This window comes from Stenotrophomonas maltophilia group sp. P373 (assembly GCF_053295075.1).
In genome coordinates this window covers 1995224-2019597 of record NZ_CM129994.1, presented here as the reverse complement: position 1 = coordinate 2019597, position 24374 = coordinate 1995224, and the positions used below count along the sequence as shown (strand labels likewise).

At 66.8% G+C, this 24374-nt stretch carries 15 protein-coding genes; 5 read left to right on the top strand and 10 right to left on the bottom strand.

Annotated elements, in window-relative coordinates:
• Positions 1-39: 39 nt before the first annotated feature.
• From betA to ACSYHF_RS09340, 3 genes are all read left to right on the top strand, one after another.
• Positions 40-1722, top strand: a complete 1683-nt coding sequence (gene betA / locus ACSYHF_RS09350; protein WP_005416392.1) for a choline dehydrogenase — start codon at positions 40-42, stop codon at positions 1720-1722.
• Between the two features lie 222 nt (positions 1723-1944).
• Positions 1945-3621: a long-chain fatty acid--CoA ligase gene (locus ACSYHF_RS09345; protein ID WP_447576352.1), complete on the top strand. Its 1677-nt coding sequence runs from the start codon at positions 1945-1947 to the stop codon at positions 3619-3621.
• Positions 3622-3782: 161 nt separating this feature from the next.
• On the top strand, positions 3783-4655 hold the full coding sequence (locus tag ACSYHF_RS09340; RefSeq protein WP_329846984.1) for a crotonase/enoyl-CoA hydratase family protein: 873 nt from the start codon (positions 3783-3785) through the stop codon (positions 4653-4655).
• 70 nt (positions 4656-4725) lie between these two features.
• Here the strand turns inward: ACSYHF_RS09340 and ACSYHF_RS09335 are convergent, their stop codons facing one another.
• From ACSYHF_RS09335 to ACSYHF_RS09300, 8 genes are all read right to left on the bottom strand, one after another.
• Positions 4726-6900 (bottom strand): response regulator, encoded by a 2175-nt coding sequence (locus tag ACSYHF_RS09335; RefSeq protein WP_111174607.1) that lies wholly within the window; start codon positions 6898-6900, stop codon positions 4726-4728.
• Positions 6897-8042 carry a response regulator gene (locus ACSYHF_RS09330; protein WP_032954148.1) on the bottom strand — a complete coding sequence of 382 codons (1146 nt, stop codon included), beginning with the start codon at positions 8040-8042 and terminating at the stop codon, positions 6897-6899. Before ACSYHF_RS09330 ends, ACSYHF_RS09335 begins: the two co-directional genes overlap by 4 nt.
• A gap of 204 nt (positions 8043-8246) precedes the next feature.
• Positions 8247-9758 carry a lysine--tRNA ligase gene (gene lysS, locus ACSYHF_RS09325; RefSeq protein WP_375366534.1) on the bottom strand — a complete coding sequence of 504 codons (1512 nt, stop codon included), beginning with the start codon at positions 9756-9758 and terminating at the stop codon, positions 8247-8249.
• A gap of 161 nt (positions 9759-9919) precedes the next feature.
• A complete protein-coding gene (locus tag ACSYHF_RS09320; RefSeq protein WP_111129252.1) occupies positions 9920-11560 on the bottom strand; it encodes an acetolactate synthase large subunit in 1641 nt (546 codons plus the stop codon).
• A 63-nt stretch (positions 11561-11623) separates the two neighbouring features.
• Complete coding sequence (locus ACSYHF_RS09315; RefSeq protein ID WP_005416385.1) at positions 11624-13009, bottom strand: NAD-dependent succinate-semialdehyde dehydrogenase; 1386 nt, start codon at positions 13007-13009, stop codon at positions 11624-11626.
• 733 nt (positions 13010-13742) lie between these two features.
• Positions 13743-14525, bottom strand: a complete 783-nt coding sequence (locus ACSYHF_RS09310) for a helix-turn-helix transcriptional regulator (protein WP_065177619.1) — start codon at positions 14523-14525, stop codon at positions 13743-13745.
• Positions 14526-14570: 45 nt separating this feature from the next.
• A protein-coding gene (gene prfB, locus ACSYHF_RS09305; protein WP_111008336.1) for a peptide chain release factor 2 occupies positions 14571-15696 on the bottom strand; the annotation gives its coding sequence in 2 pieces (ribosomal slippage) (positions 14571-15620 and positions 15622-15696; 1125 coding nt in all).
• Positions 15697-15949: 253 nt separating this feature from the next.
• The gene (locus tag ACSYHF_RS09300; RefSeq protein ID WP_197599328.1) at positions 15950-18859 is read right to left on the bottom strand and encodes a VIT domain-containing protein; all 2910 of its coding nucleotides are present in this window, start codon (positions 18857-18859) and stop codon (positions 15950-15952) included.
• Between the two features lie 130 nt (positions 18860-18989).
• Between ACSYHF_RS09300 and ACSYHF_RS09295 the strand changes: the two genes are divergently transcribed.
• Positions 18990-20024 (top strand): DUF1176 domain-containing protein, encoded by a 1035-nt coding sequence (locus ACSYHF_RS09295; RefSeq protein WP_069138635.1) that lies wholly within the window; start codon positions 18990-18992, stop codon positions 20022-20024.
• Positions 20025-20089: 65 nt separating this feature from the next.
• On the opposite strand, the gene recJ is transcribed toward ACSYHF_RS09295, so the two are convergent.
• Entirely contained in the window at positions 20090-21847 is a 1758-nt protein-coding gene (recJ, locus tag ACSYHF_RS09290) for a single-stranded-DNA-specific exonuclease RecJ (RefSeq protein WP_069138704.1), read from the bottom strand.
• A 158-nt stretch (positions 21848-22005) separates the two neighbouring features.
• Between recJ and ACSYHF_RS09285 the strand changes: the two genes are divergently transcribed.
• On the top strand, positions 22006-23046 hold the full coding sequence (locus ACSYHF_RS09285) for a DUF1176 domain-containing protein (protein WP_447576349.1): 1041 nt from the start codon (positions 22006-22008) through the stop codon (positions 23044-23046).
• 407 nt (positions 23047-23453) lie between these two features.
• Here ACSYHF_RS09285 and ACSYHF_RS09280 read toward each other — a convergent pair whose 3' ends face one another.
• Complete coding sequence (locus tag ACSYHF_RS09280) at positions 23454-24371, bottom strand: phosphoglycerate mutase (protein WP_065184938.1); 918 nt, start codon at positions 24369-24371, stop codon at positions 23454-23456.
• Between the last annotated feature and the right edge of the window lie 3 nt (positions 24372-24374).

Below are 24374 nucleotides of genomic sequence, written 5' to 3'. Positions count from 1 at the left end.
CGCCTGCATGCAGCGCGCCCCGGCCTGCAGGAGACACCCATGAGCACCCATAACGAGTACGACTACATCATCATCGGCGCCGGTTCAGCCGGCAACGTGCTGGCGACCCGCCTCACCGAAGATGCCGATGTCAGCGTGCTGCTGCTGGAAGCCGGTGGCCCGGACTACCGGCTCGACTTCCGTACCCAGATGCCGGCGGCGCTGGCCTTCCCGCTGCAGGGCAAGCGCTACAACTGGGCGTACAAGACCGATCCGGAGCCCTTCATGAACAACCGCCGCATGGACTGCGGCCGCGGCAAGGGCCTGGGTGGCTCGTCGCTGATCAACGGCATGTGCTACATCCGCGGCAACGCGATGGACTACGACAACTGGGCCAGCATGCCGGGCCTGGAAGACTGGACCTATCTGGACTGCCTGCCCTACTTCCGCAAGGCCGAAACCCGCGACATCGGCCCCAACGACTACCACGGTGGTGATGGCCCGCTGCGGGTGACCACGCCGAAGGCCGGCAACAACGAACTGTTCGCTGCGATGGTCGAAGCCGGCGTGCAGGCCGGCTACCCGCGCACCGACGACCTCAACGGCTACCAGCAGGAAGGCTTCGGCCCGATGGACCGCACGGTGACCCCGAACGGCCGTCGTTCCAGCACCGCCCGCGGCTACCTGGACCTGGCCAAGCCACGCCCGAACCTGACCATCGTCACCCACGCGCTGACCGACCGCATCCTGTTCTCGGGCAAGCGCGCGGTGGGCGTGCAGTGGCTGCACAACGACCAGCCGCAGCGCGCCACCGCCCGCCGCGAAGTGCTGCTGTGCGGCGGCGCCATCGCCTCGCCGCAGATCCTGCAGCGCTCGGGTGTCGGCCCGGCCGACCTGCTGCGCAGCCTGGACATCGACCTGGTGCACCACCTGCCCGGCGTCGGCGCCAACCTGCAGGATCACCTTGAGATGTACCTGCAGTACGAATGCAAGAAGCCGGTGTCGCTGGCGCCGGCGCTGAAGCTGTACAACCAGCCGGCGATCGGTGCCGAGTGGCTGTTCCTGGGCACCGGCATCGGCGCCAGCAACCAGTTCGAGGCCGGTGGCTTCATCCGCAGCGACGCCGAGTTCGACTGGCCGAACCTGCAGTACCACTTCCTGCCGGTGGCGATCAACTACAACGGCTCCAACCCGATCAAGGCGCACAGCTTCCAGATGCACGTCGGCTCGATGCGCTCGCCCAGCCGTGGCCGCATCCATGTGCGCTCGAAGGACCCGCGCGAACATCCGAGCATCCTGTTCAACTACATGTCGCACGAGCAGGACTGGCGCGAATTCCGCGCGGCGATCCGCATCACCCGCGAGATCTTCGCGCAGCCGGCGCTGGCCCCGTACAGCGGCCGCGAGATCTCGCCGGGCAGTGCACTGCAGACCGACGCGCAGATCGATGCATTCGTGCGCGAGCATGCCGAAACCGCGTACCACCCGTCGTGCTCCAACAAGATGGGCCATGCCGACGACCCGATGGCGGTGGTCGATGGCCAGGGCCGCGTGCACGGCCTGGAAGGCCTGCGCATCGTCGATGCCTCGATCATGCCGCAGGTGGTGACCGGCAACCTCAATGCGCCGACCATCATGATGGCCGAGAAGCTTGCCGATGTGATCCGTGGCCGCACCCCGCTGGCCCGCAGCACTGCGCCGTACTACAAGGCCAACGGCGCACCGGTACGCAAGCAGGGCTGACGCAAGCGGCCCGGTTGGCGCCACGGTAGTGCCGGCCGCTGGCCGGCATCCGCTGGATCGCCTATCGAGCGCAGATGCCGGCCAGCGGCCGGCACTACCCAGCAAAGAGGCCCTTCGGGGCCTCTTCGCGTTTTCCCTACGGCGGGGTATGCTGCAATGACCGGCCATTGTCGATACGCTCAGGGCCGGAACCTAATACATCACGATTCCTGGAGGGGGAATATGAGTCTGGATCGTCCCTGGCTGCAGAGCTATCCGAAAGGCGTTCCCGCCGAGATCGACGTCAACGAGTTCCATTCGGTAGCTTCGGTCTTCGACGCTTCCGTCGCGAAATTCCGCGACCGTCCCGCCTACTCCAGCTTCGGCAAGGTCCTCACCTATGGCGAGACCGACGCGCTGGTCAATCAGTTCGCGGCCTACCTGCTGGGAGAGCTCAAGCTCAAGAAGGGTGACCGCGTCGCCCTGATGATGCCCAACTGCCTGCAGTACCCGGTGGCCACCTTCGGCGTGCTGCGCGCCGGCCTGACCGTGGTCAATGTCAATCCGTTGTACACCGCGCGCGAGCTCAAGCACCAGCTGATCGATGCCGGCGTGACCGCACTGGTGGTGGTCGACAACTTCGGCGACACCGTCGAGCAGGTCATCGCCGATACGCCGGTCAAGCACGTGATCACCACCGGCCTGGGCGACCTGCTTGGCGCCAAGGGCGTGATCGTCAACTTCGTGCTGAAGTACATCAAGAAGATGGTGCCCAACTACCATCTCAAGGGCGCGGTGCGCTTCCGCCAGGCGCTCAAGATCGGCAGCCGCCACAGCCTGCCCCAGGTCGAGATCGACCACGACGACATTGCGTTCCTGCAGTACACCGGCGGCACCACCGGCGTGGCCAAGGGCGCGATGCTGACCAACCGCAACCTGATCGCCAACATGCAGCAGGCCTCGGCCTGGATCAGTGCGTCGGGCATCGAGATGGGCAAGGAGTGGATCATCACCGCCCTGCCGCTGTACCACATCTTCGCACTGACCGCGAACGGGCTGGTCTTCATGAAGTTCGGTGGCTGCAACCACCTGATCACCAATCCGCGTGACATGAAGGGCTTCGTCAAGGAGCTCAAGTCGGTGCGCTTCACCGCCATCACCGGCGTCAACACGCTGTTCAATGGCCTGCTCAACACCCCCGGCTTCGACACGGTCGACTTTTCCTCGCTGAAGGTCACCCTGGGCGGCGGCATGGCGGTGCAACGCGCCGTGGCCGAGCGTTGGAAGAAGGTCACCGGGGTGACCCTGGTCGAGGCGTATGGCCTGACCGAGACCTCGCCGGCGGCCTGCATCAACCCGCTCACCCTGACCGAATACAACGGCTCGATCGGCCTGCCGATCCCGTCCACCGATGCCTGCATCAAGGAGGACAACAGCGCCATCCTGCCGCTGGGCGAGGTCGGCGAGCTCTGCATCAAGGGCCCGCAGGTGATGAAGGGCTACTGGCAGCGCCCGGAGGAAACCGCCAAGGCGATCGATGCCGACGGCTGGCTGCATACCGGCGACATGGCGAAGATGGACGAACACGGCTTCTTCTACATCGTCGACCGCAAGAAGGACATGATCCTGGTGTCCGGCTTCAACGTGTATCCGAATGAAGTCGAGGACGTGATCGCGATGATGCCGGGCGTGCTGGAAGTGGCCGCGGTCGGCGTGCCGGACGACAAGTCCGGCGAGGTGGTGAAGGTGGTCATCGTGAAGAAGGATCCGAACCTGACCGCCGAAATGGTCAAGGAGCATGCCCGGGCCAACCTGACCGGCTACAAGCACCCCAAAATCGTCGAATTCCGAAAGGAGCTGCCGAAGACCAATGTCGGCAAGATCCTCCGTCGCGAACTCCGCGATACGCCCGCCCAGTAAGGGTTTTCGGCAATTTGAACGGTACCGGGCCCGGGGCGGAAACGTCCCGGGCCCTTTCGCATGTGACGCCCCTGAGGCGGTGTAGCATCGCCGCGTGTGTGGACCGTTCGGCCCGCCGGCCACCCACCTGACACTGCGGGCCGCATGCCGAGGACCCTTCCATGAGTACCATCGAAAAGCTGCCCTCAAGCGGCTCGCCTTTTGCCACCATCCGTACCGAAGACAGTGCCGACGGCACTGCCCACTGGCTGTTCATGCATGCCGATGCCGCCACCGGCATCCGTCCCTGCTGCCGCAAGGACATGCTCGACGAGATGTGGAGCTACATGGCGGCCATCACCCGCAGCCCTGCCGAGCGCCACAGCGGCACCCTGCGGCATTTCGTGCTGGCCTCCGATGCCGTCGCCTACAACCTGGGCGGTGACCTGGACCTGTTCACCCGCCTGATCCGCGAAGGCAACCGCGACCTCCTGTTGAACTACGCCCAGCGCTGCGTTGAGGGCGTGCACCACCTGCATACCGGGTTCGGCGGCGATGTCCGTTCGATCGCCCTGATCCAGGGCGACGCCCTGGGCGGTGGCCTGGAAATGGCCCTGGCCTGCCACACCATCATCGCCGAGGAAGGCAGCGGCCTCGGCCTGCCCGAAGTTCTGTTCGGCCTGTTCCCGGGTATGGGCGCCTACTCCTTCCTGTGCCGCCGGGTGTCACCACACCTGGCCGAGAAGATCATCCTCGACGGCCGGATCTACAGCGCCGAGGAAATGCATGCGATGGGCGTGGTCGACGTGCTGGTGAAGAAGGGCGAAGGCCGGGCGGCCGTCGAGGAACTGATCCGCCAGCAGCAGCGCACCCCGCAGTCCTACCTGGCAATGAACGCCGCACGCAGCATTGCCCAGCCTGTCAGCTATGACGAACTGTTGGAGATCACCAAGGTATGGGTCGATTCCGCCCTGGCCCTCGGCGACCGCTCTCTGCGCACCATGGATCGCCTGATCAAGGCCCAGACCCGTCGCGCCAGTCTCGACGCGGCCTGATTCATCCCTCCCCCAGAATGGGTTCAAGCCCGGTTGGCCACCGGGCTTTTTTTATGGGCCTTGCCGTGGTTCAGCGCGCCTCGCCATCGTCAGCAGCGCCACGCAGGCGGCGTTCGGCCCGCGCCTCCAGTGCACGCCGGCCTTCCTTGATCGCTTCCTGCAGGATGCCCAGGCGCTGGCGCCATTCGGTCTTGAGCTGCCAGTCAGCCATCCGCATCAGCTCGCCGGCACGGTTCGACGCGCGCATCAGGCCAAGGTTGCTGGCCACACCCTTGATCGCATGGGATTGTTCGCGGAACACATCCCACTGCGTGGTCTCGCCGGCCTGCTCGGCCTTGCCCATGCAGCTCGCCACGTCCTCCAGGCACTGGCGGATGAACTCACGTTCGAAGCCCTCGCCCATCCCCAGCGAGGCCAGCTCGTCCAGCACGCTGCTGTCGAGCACCCCATCCTGCAGGGCCATCGGTCGCACCACCGGTGCGGCCATGGTCTTCAGCTGGGCGTTGCTGGCGATCTCGGCCAGGGTATCGAGCAGGCGCACCGCCACCACGGGCTTGGCCAGGAAAGCATGCGCCCCAGCCTGGGTGCAGCGCTGGATCGCCTCGGGCGTGACATCGGCGCTGAGCACCAGCACCGGCGTGCGCGGACCGCCGCCGGCCTGCATCACCCGCAACTCCTTCAGCATGTCCAGCCCACTCATGCCCGGCATGTGCAGGTCGACGATGACCGCATCGAATTCACTGTCGGCCAGCGCATCCAGCACTGCCTCACCGCCGTCCACGCACAGCACGCGATGCCCGGCCTTCTGCAGCAGGCGCTGCAGGACCATGCGGTTGGCCTCGTGGTCGTCGGCCACCAGGATCTGCATGCTGCGCACGCGGGCGCGATGGCGCAGGAACGGGTCGGCAAATGCGATCACGTTGCCACCCGGCCCCGCGTCGTCGTCGCCGGTCAGGCTCGGTACCGCACCCGGCACCTGCGGCTGCGGCGGCGCGAACGGCAGCTCGACCCAGAAATGGCTGCCGCGCGGCGGGTTTTCCAGATAACCGATATCGCCGTCCATTGCTTCGACCAGGCCCTTGGCGATGGTCGTGCCCAGCCCGGTGCCCTCGTGGCGACGCGCCATGCTGACGTCAGCCTGCTCGAAGGCATCGAACAGCCGCGCACGCATGGCCGGCGCTACACCGATGCCGGTGTCGAGGATGTCGAAGCGCAGCCGCACCGCGCCACTGGTATCGGCCTGCACCACGCTGACACGGATTTCGACCCGGCCGTGATCGGTGAACTTGACCGCGTTGCCGGCCAGGTTCAGCAGGATCTGCCGCAGGTGCCCGACGTCTCCGCGCACGCGGGGCGGCACACCATCGGCGACCTTCACCCGGTAATCCAGGCGCTTGGCCTTGGCCTGCGGCAACAGGATCAGCCCGATCGCCTGGATCACGTCGGCCACGGCGAAGTCTTCGGCCACCACGCGCAGCTTGCCGGCCTCGATGGCCGAGATGTCCAGCACTTCCTCCACCAGCGCCAGCAGGCTGCGCGACGACGCCTGGATGGTGTTGAGGCACTCGCGCTGCTCATCGTCCAGGCGCGTGGTCGCCAGCACTTCGGTCATGCCGTTGAGGCCGTTCAACGGCGTGCGGAACTCGTGGCTCATGTTGGCCAGGAAACGGCTCTTGGCCTCGCTGGCACGGCGCGCCTCGGCCATCGCTTCGGTCAGCTGCCGCAGCAGTGTCGAGAAGTACAGCGGCACCGCCGCCAGGCCGAGCCAGAGGCCGATGGCCAGACGGAAATTCTGTTGCCAGTAAGGCGTCAGCAGCACCGTGCAACCGAAGCTCACCATCGCCATCGCCACCGCCACGTACAGGTAGTGGTTGCCGAAGCGCATGCCGTTGCCGACCGTCACCCACATCACCACGATGTAGACCCAGGCCAGGGGCTCGCCCATCTGCACCATGCCGGCAGCGATCAGGCCATAGTCGGCAAGCATGCCCAGCACGCGGCGGGGATCGGAACGCGCCGGCCGCCACAGCAGCCAGCCGAACAGCAGCAGCGACAGGCTCAGGCCGGTCAAGACGATCGCCAGCACGCCCACGTACTGCGTGTGCGGCAGATCGTGGCGCGGCGCCGGCAACAGCACGTAGGCCAGGATCAGGCTGATCAGGACAATACGGACGATCTGCTGGCCGTGTTCGCTGTCCTGGCGCTGGGACAGGCGCAGCCGCAGCTGCGACAGCAGCCGTTTCACGCGCCCAGCCCCGGGCGCGCGGACGCCATCGAATGCTCGGCGCAGATCTGGTCCAGCTGTTCGCGGCCGCGCAGCAGCGCGTCCACGCATCGGGGATCGAACAGCCGGCCACGCTGGGCGTAGAGATAAGCCAGGGTGGCTTCCATGGTCCATGCTTCCTTGTACGGACGGGGCGAAATCAGGGCGTCGAAGACATCGGCGACAGCCACGATGCGCGCTTCCAGCGGAATCGCATCGCCGACCAGCCCATCGGGATAGCCGCTGCCATCGTAGCGCTCATGATGACGCAGTGCGATCAAGGCGCCAACCTGGATGAAACGATTCTGGCTGCCGCTCAGCAGTTCATGGCCAATCCGCGGGTGCCGGCGCATGATCGCAAGCTCCTCCTCGTTGAGCTTGCCCTGCTTGAGCAGCACCGCATCGGGAATGGCAATCTTGCCCATGTCATGCAGCGGCGCAGCCATTTCGATCAGGCGCACGTCCTCCTCGGGCAGCCCGAGCTGGTCGGCGATCAGGCCGGCCACGCGCGCCATGCGCTCCAGATAGGCACTGGTGCCTGCATCACGGAACTCGATCGCCCGCGCCAGCCGCGACAGCGTTTCGCGCTCCCGCTCTTCGACCTCATGCATGCTGGCCAGCAGGCGCTGCTCCAGCGACAGCGCCCGTTGCTTCACGTTCTCGGTCTGTTGGCGCAGCTGCAGCAGGTTGTAGCAGCGCGCACGCAGTTCGCGCGGGCGGATCGGCTTGACCAGGAAGTCGATGACCCCTGCTTCCAGTGCCGCCTGCCGGATCGGCTCGTCACCGACCACGGTGATCAGGATCACCGGAATGTCGCGGTGCTTGGGCAGCCGACGGAAACGGCGAGCGAATTCCAGCCCGTCCATCTCCGGCATGCGGTAATCGAGCAGCAGCAGGTCGACCGGATGGGCTTCACACCAGGCCAATGCGGTCAGCGGATCGCCGAAGTCATACACGCTCAGTTCCGGCGCGATGTCTTCGATGACGTGACGCAGCATCGTCCGGGCGGAAGTCTGGTCATCAACGATGACGATATTCAACGCGTACTCTGCCTGGTTTTTCGACCACGCTGGATCATCAGCAGGCGAGGATACTCTGCCGCTGCGAACGCTCGCACCCTGCATCGGCCTGACTCCCGTGTCGTGCATCCCGATTCATGATCGTCATCACAATGTGAAGCGGACTCCCCACACCGTGCCCTCCCCTAACGCCGATCAAGCCATAGCAGGCGTCAAGGTAGTGCAATTACGATACGCCGAGTGCGGGACGCGTCAATCGCGCCGTCTCGTTTCGGGACGGCGCGCACAATCGGGAGTCAAAAAGGTGACTTACTGCTCCGGACGCATGTACGGGAACAGCAGCACATCGCGGATCGAGCTGCTGCCGGTCAGCAGCATCACCAGACGATCGACGCCGATACCCAGGCCGCCGGTCGGGGCCATGCCGTACTCCAGCGCACGGATGTAGTCGGCGTCGTAGTGCATGGCCTCGTCGTCGCCACCTTCCTTCGCGGCCACCTGGGCCTGGAAGCGCTGGGCCTGGTCTTCCGGGTCGTTCAACTCGGAGAAGCCATTGGCCAGCTCCTTGCCGTTGACGAACAGCTCGAAGCGGTCGGTGTAGCCCGGATCATTGTCGTTGGCACGGGCCAGCGGCGAGACTTCCACCGGATGGTCGGTGATGAAGGTCGGCTGGATCAGGGTGTGCTCGACGGTGGCCTCGAAGATCTCAAGCAGCAGCTTGCCCCAGCCGTAGGACGGCTTGACGCGGATGTTCAAGCGCTCGCAATGGCGCAGTAGCGCGTCACGGTCGGTGCAGTCGGCAACCGAGATTTCCGGGTTGTGGTGGCGCACGGCTTCGTCCATGCGCCAGCGGCGGAACGCCGGGCCCAGGTCGATCTTCGCCCCGTCCCACTCGACCTCGGTGCTGCCGTTGACTGTCCTGGCCACGTCACGGATCACGCCTTCGGTCAGGTCCATGATCTCGTTGTACGTGGCATAGGCCTCATACAGCTCCATCATGGTGAATTCTGGATTGTGGCGGGTGCTGACGCCTTCGTTGCGGAAGTTGCGGTTGATCTCGTACACGCGCTCCAGGCCGCCCACCGTCAGGCGCTTGAGGTACAGCTCCGGCGCCACGCGCAGGTACAGGTCCAGGTCCAGCGCGTTGTGGTGGGTGGTGAACGGCTTGGCCGCCGCGCCGCCGGGGATGTAATGCATCATCGGCGTCTCGACTTCCAGGAAGTCGCGGTTGTCCAGCCACGCACGCATGGCGCGGATGATCTTCGAGCGCTTGATGAAGACCGCGCGCGACTCCGGGGTGACGATCAGGTCGACGTAACGCTGGCGGTAACGCTGCTCGACGTCGGCCAGGCCATGCCACTTGTCCGGCAACGGACGCAGCGACTTGGTCAGCAGGCGGATCGACTCGGCCTTGACCGACAGCTCGCCGGTCTTGGTGCGGGTCAGGCCACCTTCTACGGCGATGATGTCGCCCACGTCCCAGCCCTTGAACGCGGTGTAGGCATCGCCCAGCACGGCCCCCTGCAGGAACAGCTGGATGCGGCCGGACTCGTCCTGGATCTGCGCGAAGCTCGCCTTGCCCATGATGCGCTTGGCCATCAGGCGGCCGGCCATCTTCACCTGGCGGCCGTTGCCTTCCAGCGCCTCGGCGGTCCACTGTTCGGCATCGGCGAATTCGTCGTGCAGGCGGCCGGCGAAGTCCTCACGACGGAAATCGTTCGGGTACGCGATGCCCTGCCCACGCAGCGCTTTGAGTTTCTCACGGCGCTCGGCGATCAACTTGTTCTCGTCGACGGGGGGGGTATCGGTAGCTTCGCTCATGGATCTGCGGGAATCGTGTAGTGAGGGGGGGATGCTGCGCCCGGCACAGCCGGTTGCCCAGCATACCAAAACCGCCCTGCCCAAGCCGGGAGAGGGGTCAGATCCCTTTGCGCAGCAAAGGGATCTGACCCCATCCGGGACCCTACCTGGCCCCTGGATATCTACCTGTTCCCGGGGAACGCCTGGCGCAGCTCGTCCACCAGCACCCGCTGGTTTTCCGAGTAATCGATCGGTACCGACACCAGGTGCACCCCGCCCTCGTTGAAGGCCGCCTGCAGGGTCGGGATGAACTGCTCGATGGCGATCACCTCATGCCCCTTGCAGCCATAGGCCTCGGCGTACTTCACGAAGTCGGGGTTGCTGAAGGTCATGCCGTAGTCGGTGAAGCCATCCACCGCCTGCTTCCAGCGGATCATGCCGTAGGCGCCGTCATTGAGGATCAGCACCACCAGGTTGAGCCCCAGCCGGCGCGCTGTCTCCAGCTCCTGGCTGTTCATCATGAAGCCACCATCACCACACACCGCCAGCACCCGCCGCTGCGGATACAGGATCGAGGCCATGATCGCCGAGGGCAGGCCCGCGCCCATGGTCGCCAGCGCGTTGTCCAGCAGCAATGTGTTGGCGACCTGGGTACGGTAGTTGCGGGCGAACCAGATCTTGTACATGCCGTTGTCCAGCGCCACGATGCCGTCCGGCGGCATCACCTGGCGCACGTCGTGCACCAGCCGCTGCGGTGTGAACCCGGCCTCTTCGGCGCGGTCGGCCAGATGCTCGAGGATGGTCGCGCGCAGCGGCAGCAAAGCATCGGCGTTCGGCACCGCGCCTTCGATGCGGTCGGCCAGTTGGGTGAGCGAACGGCCGATGTCGCCGATCACCTCCACCTGCGGGAAGTACACCTGTTCCACCGCCGCCTGCGAGTAGCCGATATGGATCACGGTCGGGCCACCCGGGCGCATCACGAACGGCGGCTTTTCGGTCACCTCGTGGCCGATGGTCACGATCACGTCAGCCTGGTCGATCGCCATGTGCACGTAGTCACGCTCGCTCAGCGCGGCGGTGCCCATGTACAGGCCCGAACCTCCGGCCACCGCGCCCTTGCCCATCTGCGTGGTGAAGAACGGGATGCCGGCGCGCAACACAAAGGCCGACAGCGCTTCACTGGACTGCGGTCGCGACGCCGCCGATGCGATCATCAACAACGGCCGCTTGGCATTGCGGATGATCTCAGCCGCCCGATCCAGCGCCTCCGGGCTGGCAATGGGACGGTCCACCGCATGCGGCGGAATCAGCGCCACGCCCTCGACCTCATCGGCCGCGATGTCTTCGGGCAGCTCCAGCAGCACCGGGCCCGGGCGCTCCTCCTGAGCGACACGGAACGCCTCGCGGACGATGGTCGGGATCGTGCGCGCCGAGACGATCTGCCGCGCCTGCTTGGTCAGCGGCTTCATCGTGCCGACGATGTCGACAATCTGGAAGCGCGCCTGCTTGCTGGCGACGATGCCCTTCTGGCCGGTGATCATGATCACCGGCCACGCACCCAGCAGCGCATAGGCGGCGCCGGTGGTGAAATTCAGCGCGCCGGGGCCGAGCGTGGCCAGGCACACGCCGGGCTTGCCGGTCAGGCGGCCATAGGTTGCAGCCATGAACACCGCTGCCTGTTCGTGGCGGGTGATGACCAGCTCGATGCTGGAATGACGAAGCGACTCGACCACGTCGAGGTTCTCTTCGCCGGGAATACCGAAAATGCGCTCGACGCCTTCGTTCTCAAGCGCGGCGACAAGCAGATCTGAACCCTTGGACATTGGAATGCCGTCCTTTTCGCTGGACTGATGGTGGATCGTTGCAGGAGGGAGGGAAGCTGCGCGTCAACGCTTGTCGAACCACACCGTCTGCGCGTTGACGAATTCGCGGATGCCGAAGTGCGAGAGCTCACGACCGAAGCCACTCTTTTTCACGCCGCCGATCGGCACGCGCGGGTCTGAAGCGGAGAAGCCGTTGACGAACACGCCGCCGGTCTGCAGCCGGCGCGCCAGCTGCATGGCCCGTGCGCGGTCGCCGGTCCACAGGTTGCCGCTCAGGCCGAATTCGCTCTGGTTGGCCAGTTCCACCGCATGGTCGGCGTCGCGGGCGCGACTGATCGAGGCCACCGGCCCGAAGGTCTCGGTATCGAAGGCCTGCATGCCAGGCTCTACGTCGGCCAGCACGGTGGGTGCATAGAAGGCTCCAGGGCGATCCAGCGGGTGGCCGCCAACCAGCAGCCGCGCACCGGCCTCCACCGAAGCCCGTACCTGCGCATCAAGCTGCTCCAGCAGGTCCTGGCGCGCCATCGGGCCGATGCGGTTGGCCGGGTCGCGGCCATCGCCGATGGTCAGTGCCTGCACCTTCTGGCAGAACTGCGCCACGAAACGATCGTAGACCGCGTCCTCGACGATGATGCGCTTTCCGGCGATGCAGACCTGCCCGGTGTTCTGGAAGCGCGAGGCCACCGCCGCATCAACGGCGGCGTCCAGATCGGCGTCGGCCAGCACGATGAATGGATCCGAGCCACCCAGCTCCAGCACCACCTTCTTCAGCGCCTGCCCGGCCTGGGCGGCGATGCTGCGGCCTGCGGCCACGCTGCCGGTCAGGGTCACTGCGGCGATGCGATCATCGGCGATCGCGCGGCTGGTGCCCTCGCGGCTGATGTTGGCGGCGATGAAGGTGCCTTCCGGCAGCCCGGCATCGCGCCAGGCCGCGTCGAGCAGCTGCGCGGTACCGACGATGTTCTCGGCCGGCTTCAGCAGGAAGCCGTTGCCGCCCATCAGGATCGGCACTGCCGCACGCATCACCTGCCAGTACGGGAAGTTCCACGGCATGATGCCCAGCACCACGCCCAGCGGCAGGTAGGACACGTAAGCCTTGTCGTCGGGCACCTGGGTCGGTTCGTCGCGCAGGAACTGCGCGCCGTGGTCGGCGTACCAGTCGCACAGCACGGCACACTTCTCGATTTCGGCCAGCGATTCGGCCTGCACCTTGCCCATTTCGGCAGTGGCCAGCGCGGCCAGCTTTTCACGGTCACGCCGCAGTACGGCGGCCATCGCACGCAGTACGTCTGCGCGCTGTTCGAGGCTCTTGACGCTCCAGGCCGCAAAGCCGACCTGGCCGCGGTCGAGGATGGCTTCCAGTTCGGCGTCGGTAGCGAAGGGGTGGCTGGCGATCTGCTGGCCGGTGGCCGGATCGCGGGAAATGGCGGTGGTGGGGGCAGCGGACATGCAGGGCTCCTGTTGTCTCGGCAACGGGCAGCGGCCCGTCTTCTGCACAGGAATGTGGACCCGATTGGCGGAGGCAACAAGGCGTCTGCTTATCCTGTGACCTGCACTTACCTGTCTGAATGGGGCTGTTTGCAGGGCTGCGCCCTGCACCCGCAGAGGCCAGGGCAACGTCAAGGTCAAAGGCCTGCATTCCGTGGGATGGCGGGGTGTCCGGTTGCGGGGGACGGCGTGAATCCCCCTCCGGGGTCCGGCCCAGCCGCCGACGGCTGGGCGTTCGGGCGCTTGCGAAGCAGTGCTTCGCAAGCAAAGCGCCCTCACCCATGTAGCCTCGGTCGCGCCATCCATGGCGCTCACGCCCCCGCAACCGGGCCCACCCCGCCTTCGACAGTTTTCCGCGATCTGTTGGAAATACTCTTGGGGTCAGATCCGTTTTCCATGGGAAAACGGATCTGACCCCGGAATTTCTTTCGATATCTGACAGATGTGTCGACCAAGGTCGACACCTGCCAACAGCCGCGGGAAATTGTCAGAGGTGGGGCGGTGTGGGTTGGCAGGACCGTTGGCGCCATGGATGGCGCCATCGAGCCCCCATGGACGGGTTTACGGCGTGTCCTGCCAACCCACACCGCCCCGCCATCCAACGGAATGCCCGCTGTTGCTGTTGCTGTTGCTGTTGCTGTTGCTGTTGCTCGGCCTCTGCGGGTGCAGGGCTGCAAGCCCTGCCGAACACCCCCTACTTTCGCGGCAGGTAGGTCACCAGGGAAAGGTCGTGCCGGCTCTCCGGCACCAGCGCCACGTACTGCAGGTCCAGCAATCCCCGCGTGGGATGGTTGAGCTTCTTCGCACCTTCATCGAACCGCCGCACGTCGTGCTCCGGCCACCACCGCCGGAACGCCTCGCTATGCGCGGCGATGTCCTCCACCAGCGCCAGGAACGGCGCCTTGTCCGGCGCCTGCGCCATCGCCGCGCGGAAGCCGGCCAGCAGGCCGCGGGTCATTTCTTCCCAGTTGAGGATCAGCGTGCGGTACGGCGGGTACAGGAACATCAGCCGCAGCGTGTTGCGCTCATGCGGCGCCAGCTGGCTGTAGTCCACGAACAGATCGGCGATGGCCGGGTTCCAGGCCAGGATATCGAACCGGGTGTTGCGCACATAGGCCGGGATCGGCTGCATCGCTTCGACCAGCTGGCGCAGGCCGTCGGTCACGCTCTCGTCCGGCGATTCCAGCGGTACGCCATAGCCGGACAGCGCGAATGCATAGGCGCGTTCGTCGTCGCTCATGCGCAGCACCTTGGCCAGGCGCTCGAGCACTTCGGGCGAGGCACGCACTTCGCGGCCCTGCTCGATCCAGGTGTACCAGCTGACACTGACCCCGATGGCCAGCGCCACTTCCTCGCGCTTCAGGCCCGGGGTGCGCCGCCGCCCGGCCGGAAGGCCGAGCGTGGCGGGGTCGACACGGGCGCGGCAGGCCTTCAGGAAGCTACCGAGTTCCTTGCGTTCACTTTCGCTGCGCATCATCGCCCTCCGTTGCGGAAGGCGATGATATCCGCGCAGGCGCGTCGATCAGGCATCGGCGCGCTTGGAGCCCACGGCCAAACCGGCCTTCAGGCTGGCCTCGACGAACTCGTCCAGGTCGCCGTCCAGCACCTTCTGCGTATCCGAACGCTCGATGCCGGTACGCAGGTCCTTGATACGGCTCTGGTCCAGCACGTAGTTGCGGATCTGGCTGCCCCAGCCGATGTCGGACTTGGTGGCTTCCACCGCGTCCTTCTCGGCGTTGCGCTTCTGGATCTCCAGTTCATACAGCTTGGCGGCCAGCATCTTCATCGCGTTGTCGCGGTTCTGGTGCTGGCTGCGGCCGGTCTGGCACGCCACAACGATGTTGGTCGGGATGTGGGTGATACGCACCGCCGACTCGGTCTTGTTCACGTGCTGGCCACCGGCACCGGACGAGCGGTACACGTCGGTACGCAGGTCGGCCGGGTTGATGGTGATGTCGATGTTGTCATCGATTTCCGGCGACACGAACACCGAGGTGAAGCTGGTGTGGCGGCGGTTGTCCGAGTCGAACGGCGACTTGCGCACCAGGCGGTGCACGCCGGTCTCGGTCTTCAGCCAGCCATAGGCATAGTCGCCTTCCACGCGCAGCGTGGCCGACTTGATGCCGGCGACGTCGCCACCGGAGACTTCCATCAGCTCGGTCTTCCAGCCGCGCGATTCGCACCAGCGCAGGTACATGCGCAGCAGGATCTCGGCCCAGTCCTGGGCTTCGGTACCACCGGCACCGGCCTGGATGTCGACGAACGCCGCCGCATTGTCCATTTCGCCGGAGAACATGCGCTGGAACTCCAGCTTCTCCACGTGCGCCTGGTGCTTGTCGAGGTCGGCGACCACCGCCAGTGCGGTCTCCTCGTCCTGCTCGGACTCGGCCAGCTCCAGCAGTTCAGTGGCGTCGTTCAGGCCATCGAGCACCGAGGCGATCCCGCCCACGGTCTTTTCCAGGCTGGAACGCTCGCGGCCCAGGTTCTGGGCGTACTCGGCGTTGTTCCAGACGTCGGGGCTTTCCAGCTCCCGCGTTACTTCTTCAAGACGCTCTTTCTTGGCGTCGTAGTCAAAGATACCCCCGAAGCGACAGCACGCGATCGGTCAGATCGGTGATGCGCTGGCGGACAGGATTCAGTTCGATCATGTCGGCGGTTATGCATTCAAAAGATGACTGGTAATGATACCGCAGGCCGTGGGTGCCCGGAATGAGGGCCTGGGCCTGCGCCGGGGAGGCTCGAGCGTGATGTGTCGGCGCTGCATTCAGGCAGGCGGTACCCGCCTTGGCGCGGGGAGCCAGCCAGGCTGCAGCCGACCCCACACAGTGCCTCCTTGCCCCAGAGCGGCGTCGACGAGGGTCTTCCTTGGCCCACCCTCGGACGGCCATTTGGGGCAGTTGACTATTTAACCTCGAACTCGCCCACCAGCACGGTCTCGGCACGGTCCTTCAGTCGCATCGTCACCATCTGATCCTTCTGCTTGGCCGTGCCCCAATGAGTGGTCAGACGCAGCATCAGTGTCGTCGCGCCGGTGACCAGTTGCTGGCGGCTGCCAAAGTAGTTCGCCTCCACCTTGTACTTGCCCGGCTTGGCGTTGCGCAGCGAGAACTGTTCGGGGCCATAGCCGCCGGTGAAGTCCTGCGACATCTGCCCGCCCTGGTAGGTCAGCCGGTTGCCGTAGTAGGCGCGCTCGCCGTTCGGGTCGGTTACCCACAGGTCCATGTCGCTGTTGTCGGCGTCCCACGACAGCACCACGCGCAGGTCCAGCGGCATCGCCTGCAACAGGCGCGGGTCGATGCCGGTGGTATCCAGCCGGGGCGTGCTGCCGGCCACCAGGTTGGTCAGCTCATCCAGCGCGATCAGGGCGATGCCATCGAAGCGGCTGTCCCACGGCCGCACCACCACCTGGTACAGCGGCGCCAGTGCCTGCTGTGGCTTGCCGGCCGCTGCCAGCGCCAGGCCCAGGTCGCGGAAGCTCTGCGGTTCTTCCTGGCCCATCGCCAGCACCTGCTCGAACACCGGCACCGCCAGCGCGGGGGCATCGGCCTGCATCAGCCGATAGCCGAGCACGCGCAGCAGGTGGCGATTGTCCAGGTCCATCTCGGCCAGGTTCGACAACACACGCAGCGCCAGGTCGCGCTGACCCTGCGCCAGCAGCAGGTCGGCCACATCAAGGAAGAAGGCGCTGCTGTCGGCGTGGGCATCGCGCTCGGCCAGGTAGCGGTCATACAGTTGCGACGGCGGGCCCTGGCGCAGGCGCCGGGCGATGGCCGAGTCTGGCTGCCAGGCCGCCAGCTGGATGCCGAGCTCGCCCTCGTTGGCGGCAGCGGGCGCAGCGACACGGCCACCCGTGACCGTGATTGAATCCAGGGCCTTGTTCGATGCAGGCGCCGAGCGACGTGCACGCGCGCTGCTGGCTTCCATGCGCTGCTCGGCGGCGGCCATCGGGGCCGGGGCGGGCGGTGCCGCAGGGGCCGGCGCGGCGAGCATCGCCACCGGCGCCGATTCCATCGCGTAGTCCGCGGAGGCGACTTCCAGTGCCCCGCCCTTCGGCTGCGGCGGCATTCCCTTCGGCCAGCTACGGTTCCACCACTGCTGGCGCTCCTTCCAGCGGGCGGCCACTTCATCCAGGCGCTGGCGATCCCCAGCGGCGCGATCCCTGACCTGCACTGCAAACCTGGCGTCGTACTCCGCGCGCAGCGTGCCCGAAGGACGGATCGCATAGCGCAGGTAGTCCTCCAACGTCTCCAGCACGATCAGCGAGGTATCCGGCCCCACCAGGCCAAACCGTTGTGACAGGCGCTGCATCGCCTCGCGGTTGCCACGACGGTCGGCGGCCAGCTGCTGCAGGCGCGCCTGCGCCCACAAACCGGCCAGCAGTTCACCGTCCTTGCTCTTCTGCGTCGCTGGCAGCGCTTCCCACTCGCCGTCGCCCACGCGCACCCGCATCGGCACACCGTCGGCTGCCAGTCGTGCGTGCAGCCACAGCCAGCCGTGGGCTTCACTGCGGCGATCGATCACTACATCCTGCACGCCGCGTCCCGCATCGACCTGCACATCCATCGGCGACGCCAGCAACGCGTGCGCCGCCGCATCGACATCCTTGCCCAGCGCGATGAAGCGACCGCCATGCGCCTCACTCCAACCACGCAGTCGCACGGCATCGGTGCGCGCACCGGCACTGCTGACCGCAAACAGGCGCTGATCGGGTGCCATCGCCGGTAGCTGTTCCGGGCCATAGGTCAGCAGGCCATCGCTGACCAGCAGGTATTCCTTCACGCCCGGCTGCGGCTGCCACTGTGCCAGCGCGCTGGCACCGTCCGGGCGCACGGCCTGCAGGGCTGCGCGCAGTTCACTCCAGTTGCCGGCGCGGATGCGGAAGCGACGCACCGGCTCGGCGCGATCGCGCAGCACGGTCAAGGCCACGGTGCCGTCGCGCAGCGCAGCGAAATAGCGATCCAGCAGGGCGAACTCACGTGTGTGATCGCGCTGGCCCGCCGAACCGGAGCCATCCCACAGCAGGCCGATTTCGCTCGGCAGTTTGCGCGGCGTGCTGCTGGCCGCCACCGGCAGCTGCGCCAGCAGATAGTGGCCATCCTGCCAGGGCGCCACCTGCACCTGTGCCTGGCGGGTCGCCGGCAGATCCCACTGCAGCTGCTTCGGCAGCTGCGCCCCCTTGCCCTGCCACTGCAGCTGGCCCGCGCTGATGCGGAATGGCGCCGTACCTGCGGTGGTCGTGCCAGGTGCCTGCAGTTTCAGTTCAACCGAGGCTGCACCGGCGGCAAACTGCAGCGGCAGCGTCCACTGCCAGCCTTGGCCGGCGAAGGCCAATGGCTCGCGGATCACCAGCTGCACGCGCCGGCTGCCGCCGGCCGGCAGCGGATAGATGCGCAGGCGGAACTGGTTGCCGGCGGTCTGTTCCAGCAGGCCCGGGTCAACGCCGCGGCGGGCAATCTCCTCGAACACCTGGCGGCCGCGGTCCTTCGGCACCGGCACCGCGTCACGCATCTCGCCGTTGATATCCAGCGCGAAGCCGCTGATCTGCTGGCCATCGGCCAGGGGGAACTGCAGCTCACCCTCCAGCACGCGCCGGTTCGGGTTGTGGAATTCCAGGGTGATCCGGGTCTGGGCGATGCCCGCCTGGACCCCGCCCTCGATGCGGGCGTGTCGCAGTTGGACCGCCTGCTCAGCCGCCGGCGCGATCAGCAGCGGCGTGGCGGCCTGCGGCCGGGAGATCGGCGGCGACTGTGCGCCAGCGGGCCAGGCCGCAAGGGCCAGCAACAACACGGTGCAGCAACGGGCGAAGACCATGACCGGGCTCCAGTGGGATCGTGGACCTTTGAACGCACCAGCAACCGTAATGGGGTTGGCGCCTGTGCTCGCATCGACACACGCCCCTCCAACCAGCACCATGGAAGTCCTCGCCACACAGGGATGCACCATGCGCCCGTTGATTGCCTTGATCCTGCTGGTCCTGGCCGGCGCCGCCGCCGCTGGCAGCGTGAAAGGGGTGCGCTTCGCCCACTACGACTGGATGCTGGCCTGCGACAACACCCGTACCTGCCGCGCCGCCGGCTACCAGGACGATGTCGGCGGCAACTTGCCGGTGTCGGTGCTGCTGACTCGCAAGGGCGGACCCGGCCAGCCGGTCAGCGCCGAACTGATGCTGGGCCAGTACAACGAGGTCAAGCTGCCGACACAGCTGTCGCTGCAGATCAACGGCAAGGATCTGGGCGCGCTGTCGTTGACCGCAGACACGGCGACACTGTCTACAGCGCAGACCAAGGCACTCCTGGCCTCGCTGGTGCGCAGCAGCCGCATCGTGGCGGTCGGCAACGATGGCCAGCGCTGGACGCTGTCCGATCGTGGCGCCTCGGCGGTGCTTCTGAAGATGGACGAATTTCAGGGCCGGCTGGAGACTCCCGGCGCGCTGATGCGCAAGGGGTCGCGCGCCGAAGCCTCAGTTCCTCCCGCACTTCCGGTGCCTACGCTGGTTCTGGCGCCATTGGTGGCGGCACGAGCCACCGATGCCCCACTGGAACACTCACCCGCACTGCGCGCGGCGCTGGCCGCGGCCAACCCGGGCGGCGACTGCGTCGCACTGACACCCGAAGGCCTGCCGATGGTGGACGGCCCGCAGGAGCTGCGCGTGTCCCGGCTGGGGAGGACTTCCCTACTGGTGTCTACGCTCTGCTGGCGTGGCGCCTACAACGAAGGCATCGGCTACTGGGTGGTGAACGATGCACCGCCCTTCAAGGCCACGCTGGTGACCGCATCGGGCGGCGATGACGATGGTCGGGTAATCAGTTCGGCGCACAAAGGCCGCGGCTTAGGCGATTGCTGGTCCACCGCGAGTTGGGGCTGGGACGGGCGCCGCTTTGTGCAGACCGATGAATCCACCTCCGGCCTGTGCCGGCTGGTCGCGGCTGGGGGTGCATGGCACATGCCGACGCTGGTGACCGAGGTGACGCCCTGAGCTTGGCCAGTTGATTGGATCCACGCATAGCGCGCCGCCCACGACCCCCGCTCGCGAAACGGCGCTCAAACCGGCAGGCAGTGCTCCACGATCAGCTGGATGGCGCTGCCGCCGCGATAGTCGTCGCAGGCCAGCCGGTAGGCGAGGTGCACGTGTCGGCCGGGCGCATTGCCGTGCCAGCCGCCGAAGTGGATCGCGTTGATCGTGCCAGGCACGCCCGGCAGGCGCAGTTCCAGCTTCAGGTGGCGCTCCTTCAGCACGCGCCAGTTGGCCACTTCGAAGTGGCCGTCGAACAGGGGTTCGGGGAAGCCCTGGCCCCATGGGCCGGCCAACCGCAGCGCATCGGCGTGGCGATGATCGAGCTCGTCCGCGGCCAGTTCGCCGTCGCTGAGCACCTGCTGCTGCAGTGCCGCCGGATCGAGCATTTCCAGCACCACGGCGACGAAGGCGGCCTTGAAGTCATCAACGTGGTCAAGCCGCAGGCTGAGGCCGGCCGCCATGGCGTGACCGCCGAAGCGGTCGATCAGGCCCGGATGGCGCGCATCGACCAGCGCCAGGGCGTCACGGATGTGCAGCCCGGGAATCGAGCGCGCAGAGCCACGCAGCGTGTCGGCGCCCGGTTCGGCCGGAGCGAAGGCGATCACCGGACGATGCAGGCGATCCTTCATCTTCGAAGCGACCAGGCCGACCACTCCGGGATGCCAGTCGGCATCAAACAGGCAGGCGGCCACCGGCCGTTGCCCGGCCATGTCCAGCACCACGCGGGTCAGGGCCTGCTCGGCATCGTCGGTCATCGACTGCTGCACCGCGCGGCGTTCCGCGTTGATCTGCTCCAGCGTCTGCGCGATCTCGCGCGCCTGGCGCGGATCTTCGGTGAGCAGCAGCGCGATGCCCAGCGCCATGTCTTCCAGCCGGCCCGCCGCGTTCAGGCGCGGGCCGAGTGCGAAGCCGATGTCGGTGGCGGTCAGTCGCGCGGCATCACGGCCGCTGGCTTCGATCAGCGCACGCAGGCCAACACAGCCCTGTCCCGCGCGCAGACGCCGCAGGCCTGCGCTGACCAGCGCACGGTTGTTCGGGTCCAGCGCTACCAGGTCCGCAACGGTGCCCACCGCCACCAGATCCAGCAGCGTGGTCAGGTCCGGCCCCTTGCCATCTGCGAAGACGCCGGCCTCGCGCATATGCCGGCGCAGCGCCATCAGCACATAGAAGATCACACCAACACCGGCCAGCGATTTGCTGGGGAAGGCATCGCCATCCAGGTTGGGATCGACGATCACGTCGGCCGGCGGCAGCTGCGGCCCCGGCAGATGGTGGTCGGTGACCAGCACCTGCCAGCCGCGCGCCTTGGCCGCGGTGACACCGGCATGGCAGGCAATACCGTGGTCGACCGTGACCAGCAGGTCCGGCTGCAGCGCGGCCAACTCTTCCACCAGCGACGGTGACAGGCCATAGCCATGCACCATGCGGTTCGGCACCGCGTGGAAGACGTGTTGCGCGCCGAGCATGCGCAGGCCACGCACGCCGACCGCACAGGCGGTGGCGCCATCGCAATCGAAATCGCCGACCACCAGGATGCGCTTGTCGTTGGCGATGGCTTCGATCAGCAGGCCCACTGCATCATCGATACCGGTCAGCAGCTCGGGCGCGTGTAGGCTGCCCAGTTTCGGCAGCGCCAGCTCTGGCGTTCCCGCACCACGGCTGGCATAGAGTCGGGCCAGCAATGGCAGCGTGCCCTCTGGCCAGCTGCCGGGCACGACCGCATCGCGGCGGCGGATCAGCGGTGTATCAGAGGGCGGCTGCGCAGCATCGGCGGCAAGGGACATCGGCATCGCCGGTTACGAAAGACCCGCACATCATAACGTGCACCGCTCCCCCGGTCGGCTGCCGCTGCTGACGAGGCAACCTGGCTCTTCGGCCAGCAGCATTTGGATTTCACGACCGCATCTTCCATGCTTGCCTGCCCTGGAACGGACTTCCATCCATGACCCGCACCCTGCTGACCGCGCTGATGGCACTCACCGTGGCCCCGGCCGCCCACTCCGCGACGCCTGAGCCCAGGCCCGGGGTCGAATTCGAACACAACGACTGGTCGCTGGCCTGTGACAACACCCGCACCTGCCGCGCCGCCGGCTACAGTCCGGAAGAACCCGGCAACCTGCTCAGCCTGATGCTTGAGCGCGCCGGCGGCCCGGGTGCGAAGGTGATCGCGCGGCTGCGCAATGGCGAGGATGGCGAAAGCCCGACGCCGACCGGGGCACTGCGCCTGCGCCTGAACGGCAAGGACCTGGGCCCGGTGCGCGACACCGGCGACGGGGACAAAGTGTTGTTGCAGCAGGCACAGACCGATGCACTGGTCGCCGCACTGCCGCGCCAGGCACGCATCGAGATCATCGACGGCAAGGGCAAGGCCTGGCCGATCTCCGACCGCGGTGCAGCGGCCGTACTGCTGAAGATGGACGAGGCACAGAGCCGGCTGGGCACCCCCGGTGCGCTGGTGCGGCGTGGCGACAAGCCCGAAGCAGGCGTGCCTGCGGCGTTGCCGGTGCCAGTGATCGTGCGCGGCACGCTGGTGGCACCGCGCGCCTCGGACGCGGCACTGGCGAAAGCACCGGGCCTGCGCAAGGCACTGATCGCCAGCCTGCCCAAGCCGGATGAGTGCGGCCGCCTGAGCGATGGCGGGACAGATGAAATCGAGATCCAGCGACTGGACGCCCAACATGTGCTGGCAAGCACCAGCTGCTTCGTGGGGCCCTACAACATGAGCAACGGCTACTGGGTGGTGCGAGACAAATCGCCGTACCAGGCGACTTTTGTCACCAACCTCGCCGAAGATTTTGACCGCGATGACGCTACGTTGCGAGGCCGTTACCGAGGCCGCGGTGTCGGCGATTGCATCTCTGCCAATGACTGGGTGTGGGACGGCGAGCGCTTCGTCAAGAGCAGCGATTTCACGACGGGCCAGTGTCGCAATATGCTCGGCGGGCACTGGACGCTGCCCACGGTGGTCAGCGAGGTCCGTTGAGGCGCCGCTACCTGCGGTAGTGCCGGCCGCTGGCCGGCAACCCCGGCAAACATCGGGGTCAGAGCGATTTTTCGATGGAAAACGGATCCGACCCAGCTCGGTCGCCTCCATCGGGCACTGGACGCTGCCGACGGTGGTCAGCGAGCTTCGTTGAGGCGCCGCTTCCTGCGGTAGTGCCGGCCGCTGGCCGGCAACCCCGGCAAACCCTGGGGGTCAGAGCCGTTTTCCGATGGAAAACGGATCCGACCCCGATCGGTCGCCGCCATCGGGCACTGGACGCTGCCCACGGTGGTCAGCGAGGTCCGTTGAGGCGCCGCTACCTGCGGTAGTGCCGGCCGCTGGCCGGCAACCCCGACAAACCCTGGGGGTCAGAGCCGTTTTCCGATGGAAAACGGATCCGACCCCGGTCAGTCGTGCAGCTGGCGCGGCTTCTTCCAGAACTGCCAGCGCTGGCCACGGTCCAGCTGGAACTGCAGGCCATCCTCGAAGTCCAGTACCAGCCGCTGCAGTTCGCCACGCTTGAGCGCGGCCAGCAGCGGCCGGATCGCATCATTGCCGAGCTGCTGCAAAGAGCGCAGCTGGCGCAGGTCGACCAGCGCATCCACCGCCTGCTCGCCATCCACGGCCACACCAGCCGCCAGGGCCAGGCCCTGCAGCAGCGCGTCCCGGCTACGCACCTGCGCGTGCGGCGTGCTGACCGACACCGGCATCACGCCACCGCCCCAGAACCACAGCGAATTGATCGGCTGTTGTCCCTGTGCGGCACGCTGCTGGTTCCAGGAATGGTTGTGCAGCAGCACCTGCGCCTCGGTCATCAGCGCCCGCCAGCGACGACCGCCCTCGCCTTCGGGCAGATGCGAGAACAGGTCATCGCCGAGGACCTCGTCGGGGCTGTCGAAGTCCGGCAGCTCGCTGTCGATCGGCAGCCGCAGGTACCAGCGCGAGGGATCGGGTGCGTCGAGCACGAAGCCGGCATCGGCGAACAATGGCTGCAGCACCGGCAGCAACGCGAGGCTGTCGGCCAGCGTCGGCCGCAGTGTTTCGCCGTAGGCCATCATCCGCGCGCCGTGCATGTCCGGCACCATGCAGGCCGGATCGGCACGCAGCCAGCTGGCGCCGGCGGCATCGCCGACGTCGCGCTGGCGGGTCAACGCGGCCACCGGCCAGTGCGGCGCGGCAACCGAGAAATGGCGTGTCAGCTGCGCGCGCTCGCCCGGCACGACCTGCACCGTCGTGGCACGGCCGAGCGCGCGTGCCACATCGTCCGGCAGCGCAGCCGCGGCAAAGCGGCTGCGTGCAGGCAACAGCAGGGTCGCCGTCGCCACGCG

What these genes read in the sequence shown, in the direction of transcription:
- ACSYHF_RS09340 (WP_329846984.1), top strand. Translation starts at nt 3,783, where the DNA reads ATGAGTACCATCGAAAAGCTGCCCTCAAGCGGCTCGCCTTTTGCCACC.
- recJ (WP_069138704.1), bottom strand. Translation starts at nt 21,847, where the DNA reads ATGTCCCTTGCCGCCGATGCTGCGCAGCCGCCCTCTGATACACCGCTG.
- ACSYHF_RS09320 (WP_111129252.1), bottom strand. Translation starts at nt 11,560, where the DNA reads ATGTCCAAGGGTTCAGATCTGCTTGTCGCCGCGCTTGAGAACGAAGGC.
- betA (WP_005416392.1), top strand. Translation starts at nt 40, where the DNA reads ATGAGCACCCATAACGAGTACGACTACATCATCATCGGCGCCGGTTCA.
- lysS (WP_375366534.1), bottom strand. Translation starts at nt 9,758, where the DNA reads ATGAGCGAAGCTACCGATACCCCCCCCGTCGACGAGAACAAGTTGATC.
- ACSYHF_RS09295 (WP_069138635.1), top strand. Translation starts at nt 18,990, where the DNA reads ATGCGCCCGTTGATTGCCTTGATCCTGCTGGTCCTGGCCGGCGCCGCC.
- ACSYHF_RS09285 (WP_447576349.1), top strand. Translation starts at nt 22,006, where the DNA reads ATGACCCGCACCCTGCTGACCGCGCTGATGGCACTCACCGTGGCCCCG.
- ACSYHF_RS09330 (WP_032954148.1), bottom strand. Translation starts at nt 8,042, where the DNA reads ATGCAGGGTGCGAGCGTTCGCAGCGGCAGAGTATCCTCGCCTGCTGAT.
- ACSYHF_RS09315 (WP_005416385.1), bottom strand. Translation starts at nt 13,009, where the DNA reads ATGTCCGCTGCCCCCACCACCGCCATTTCCCGCGATCCGGCCACCGGC.
- ACSYHF_RS09345 (WP_447576352.1), top strand. Translation starts at nt 1,945, where the DNA reads ATGAGTCTGGATCGTCCCTGGCTGCAGAGCTATCCGAAAGGCGTTCCC.
- ACSYHF_RS09300 (WP_197599328.1), bottom strand. Translation starts at nt 18,859, where the DNA reads ATGGTCTTCGCCCGTTGCTGCACCGTGTTGTTGCTGGCCCTTGCGGCC.
- ACSYHF_RS09310 (WP_065177619.1), bottom strand. Translation starts at nt 14,525, where the DNA reads ATGATGCGCAGCGAAAGTGAACGCAAGGAACTCGGTAGCTTCCTGAAG.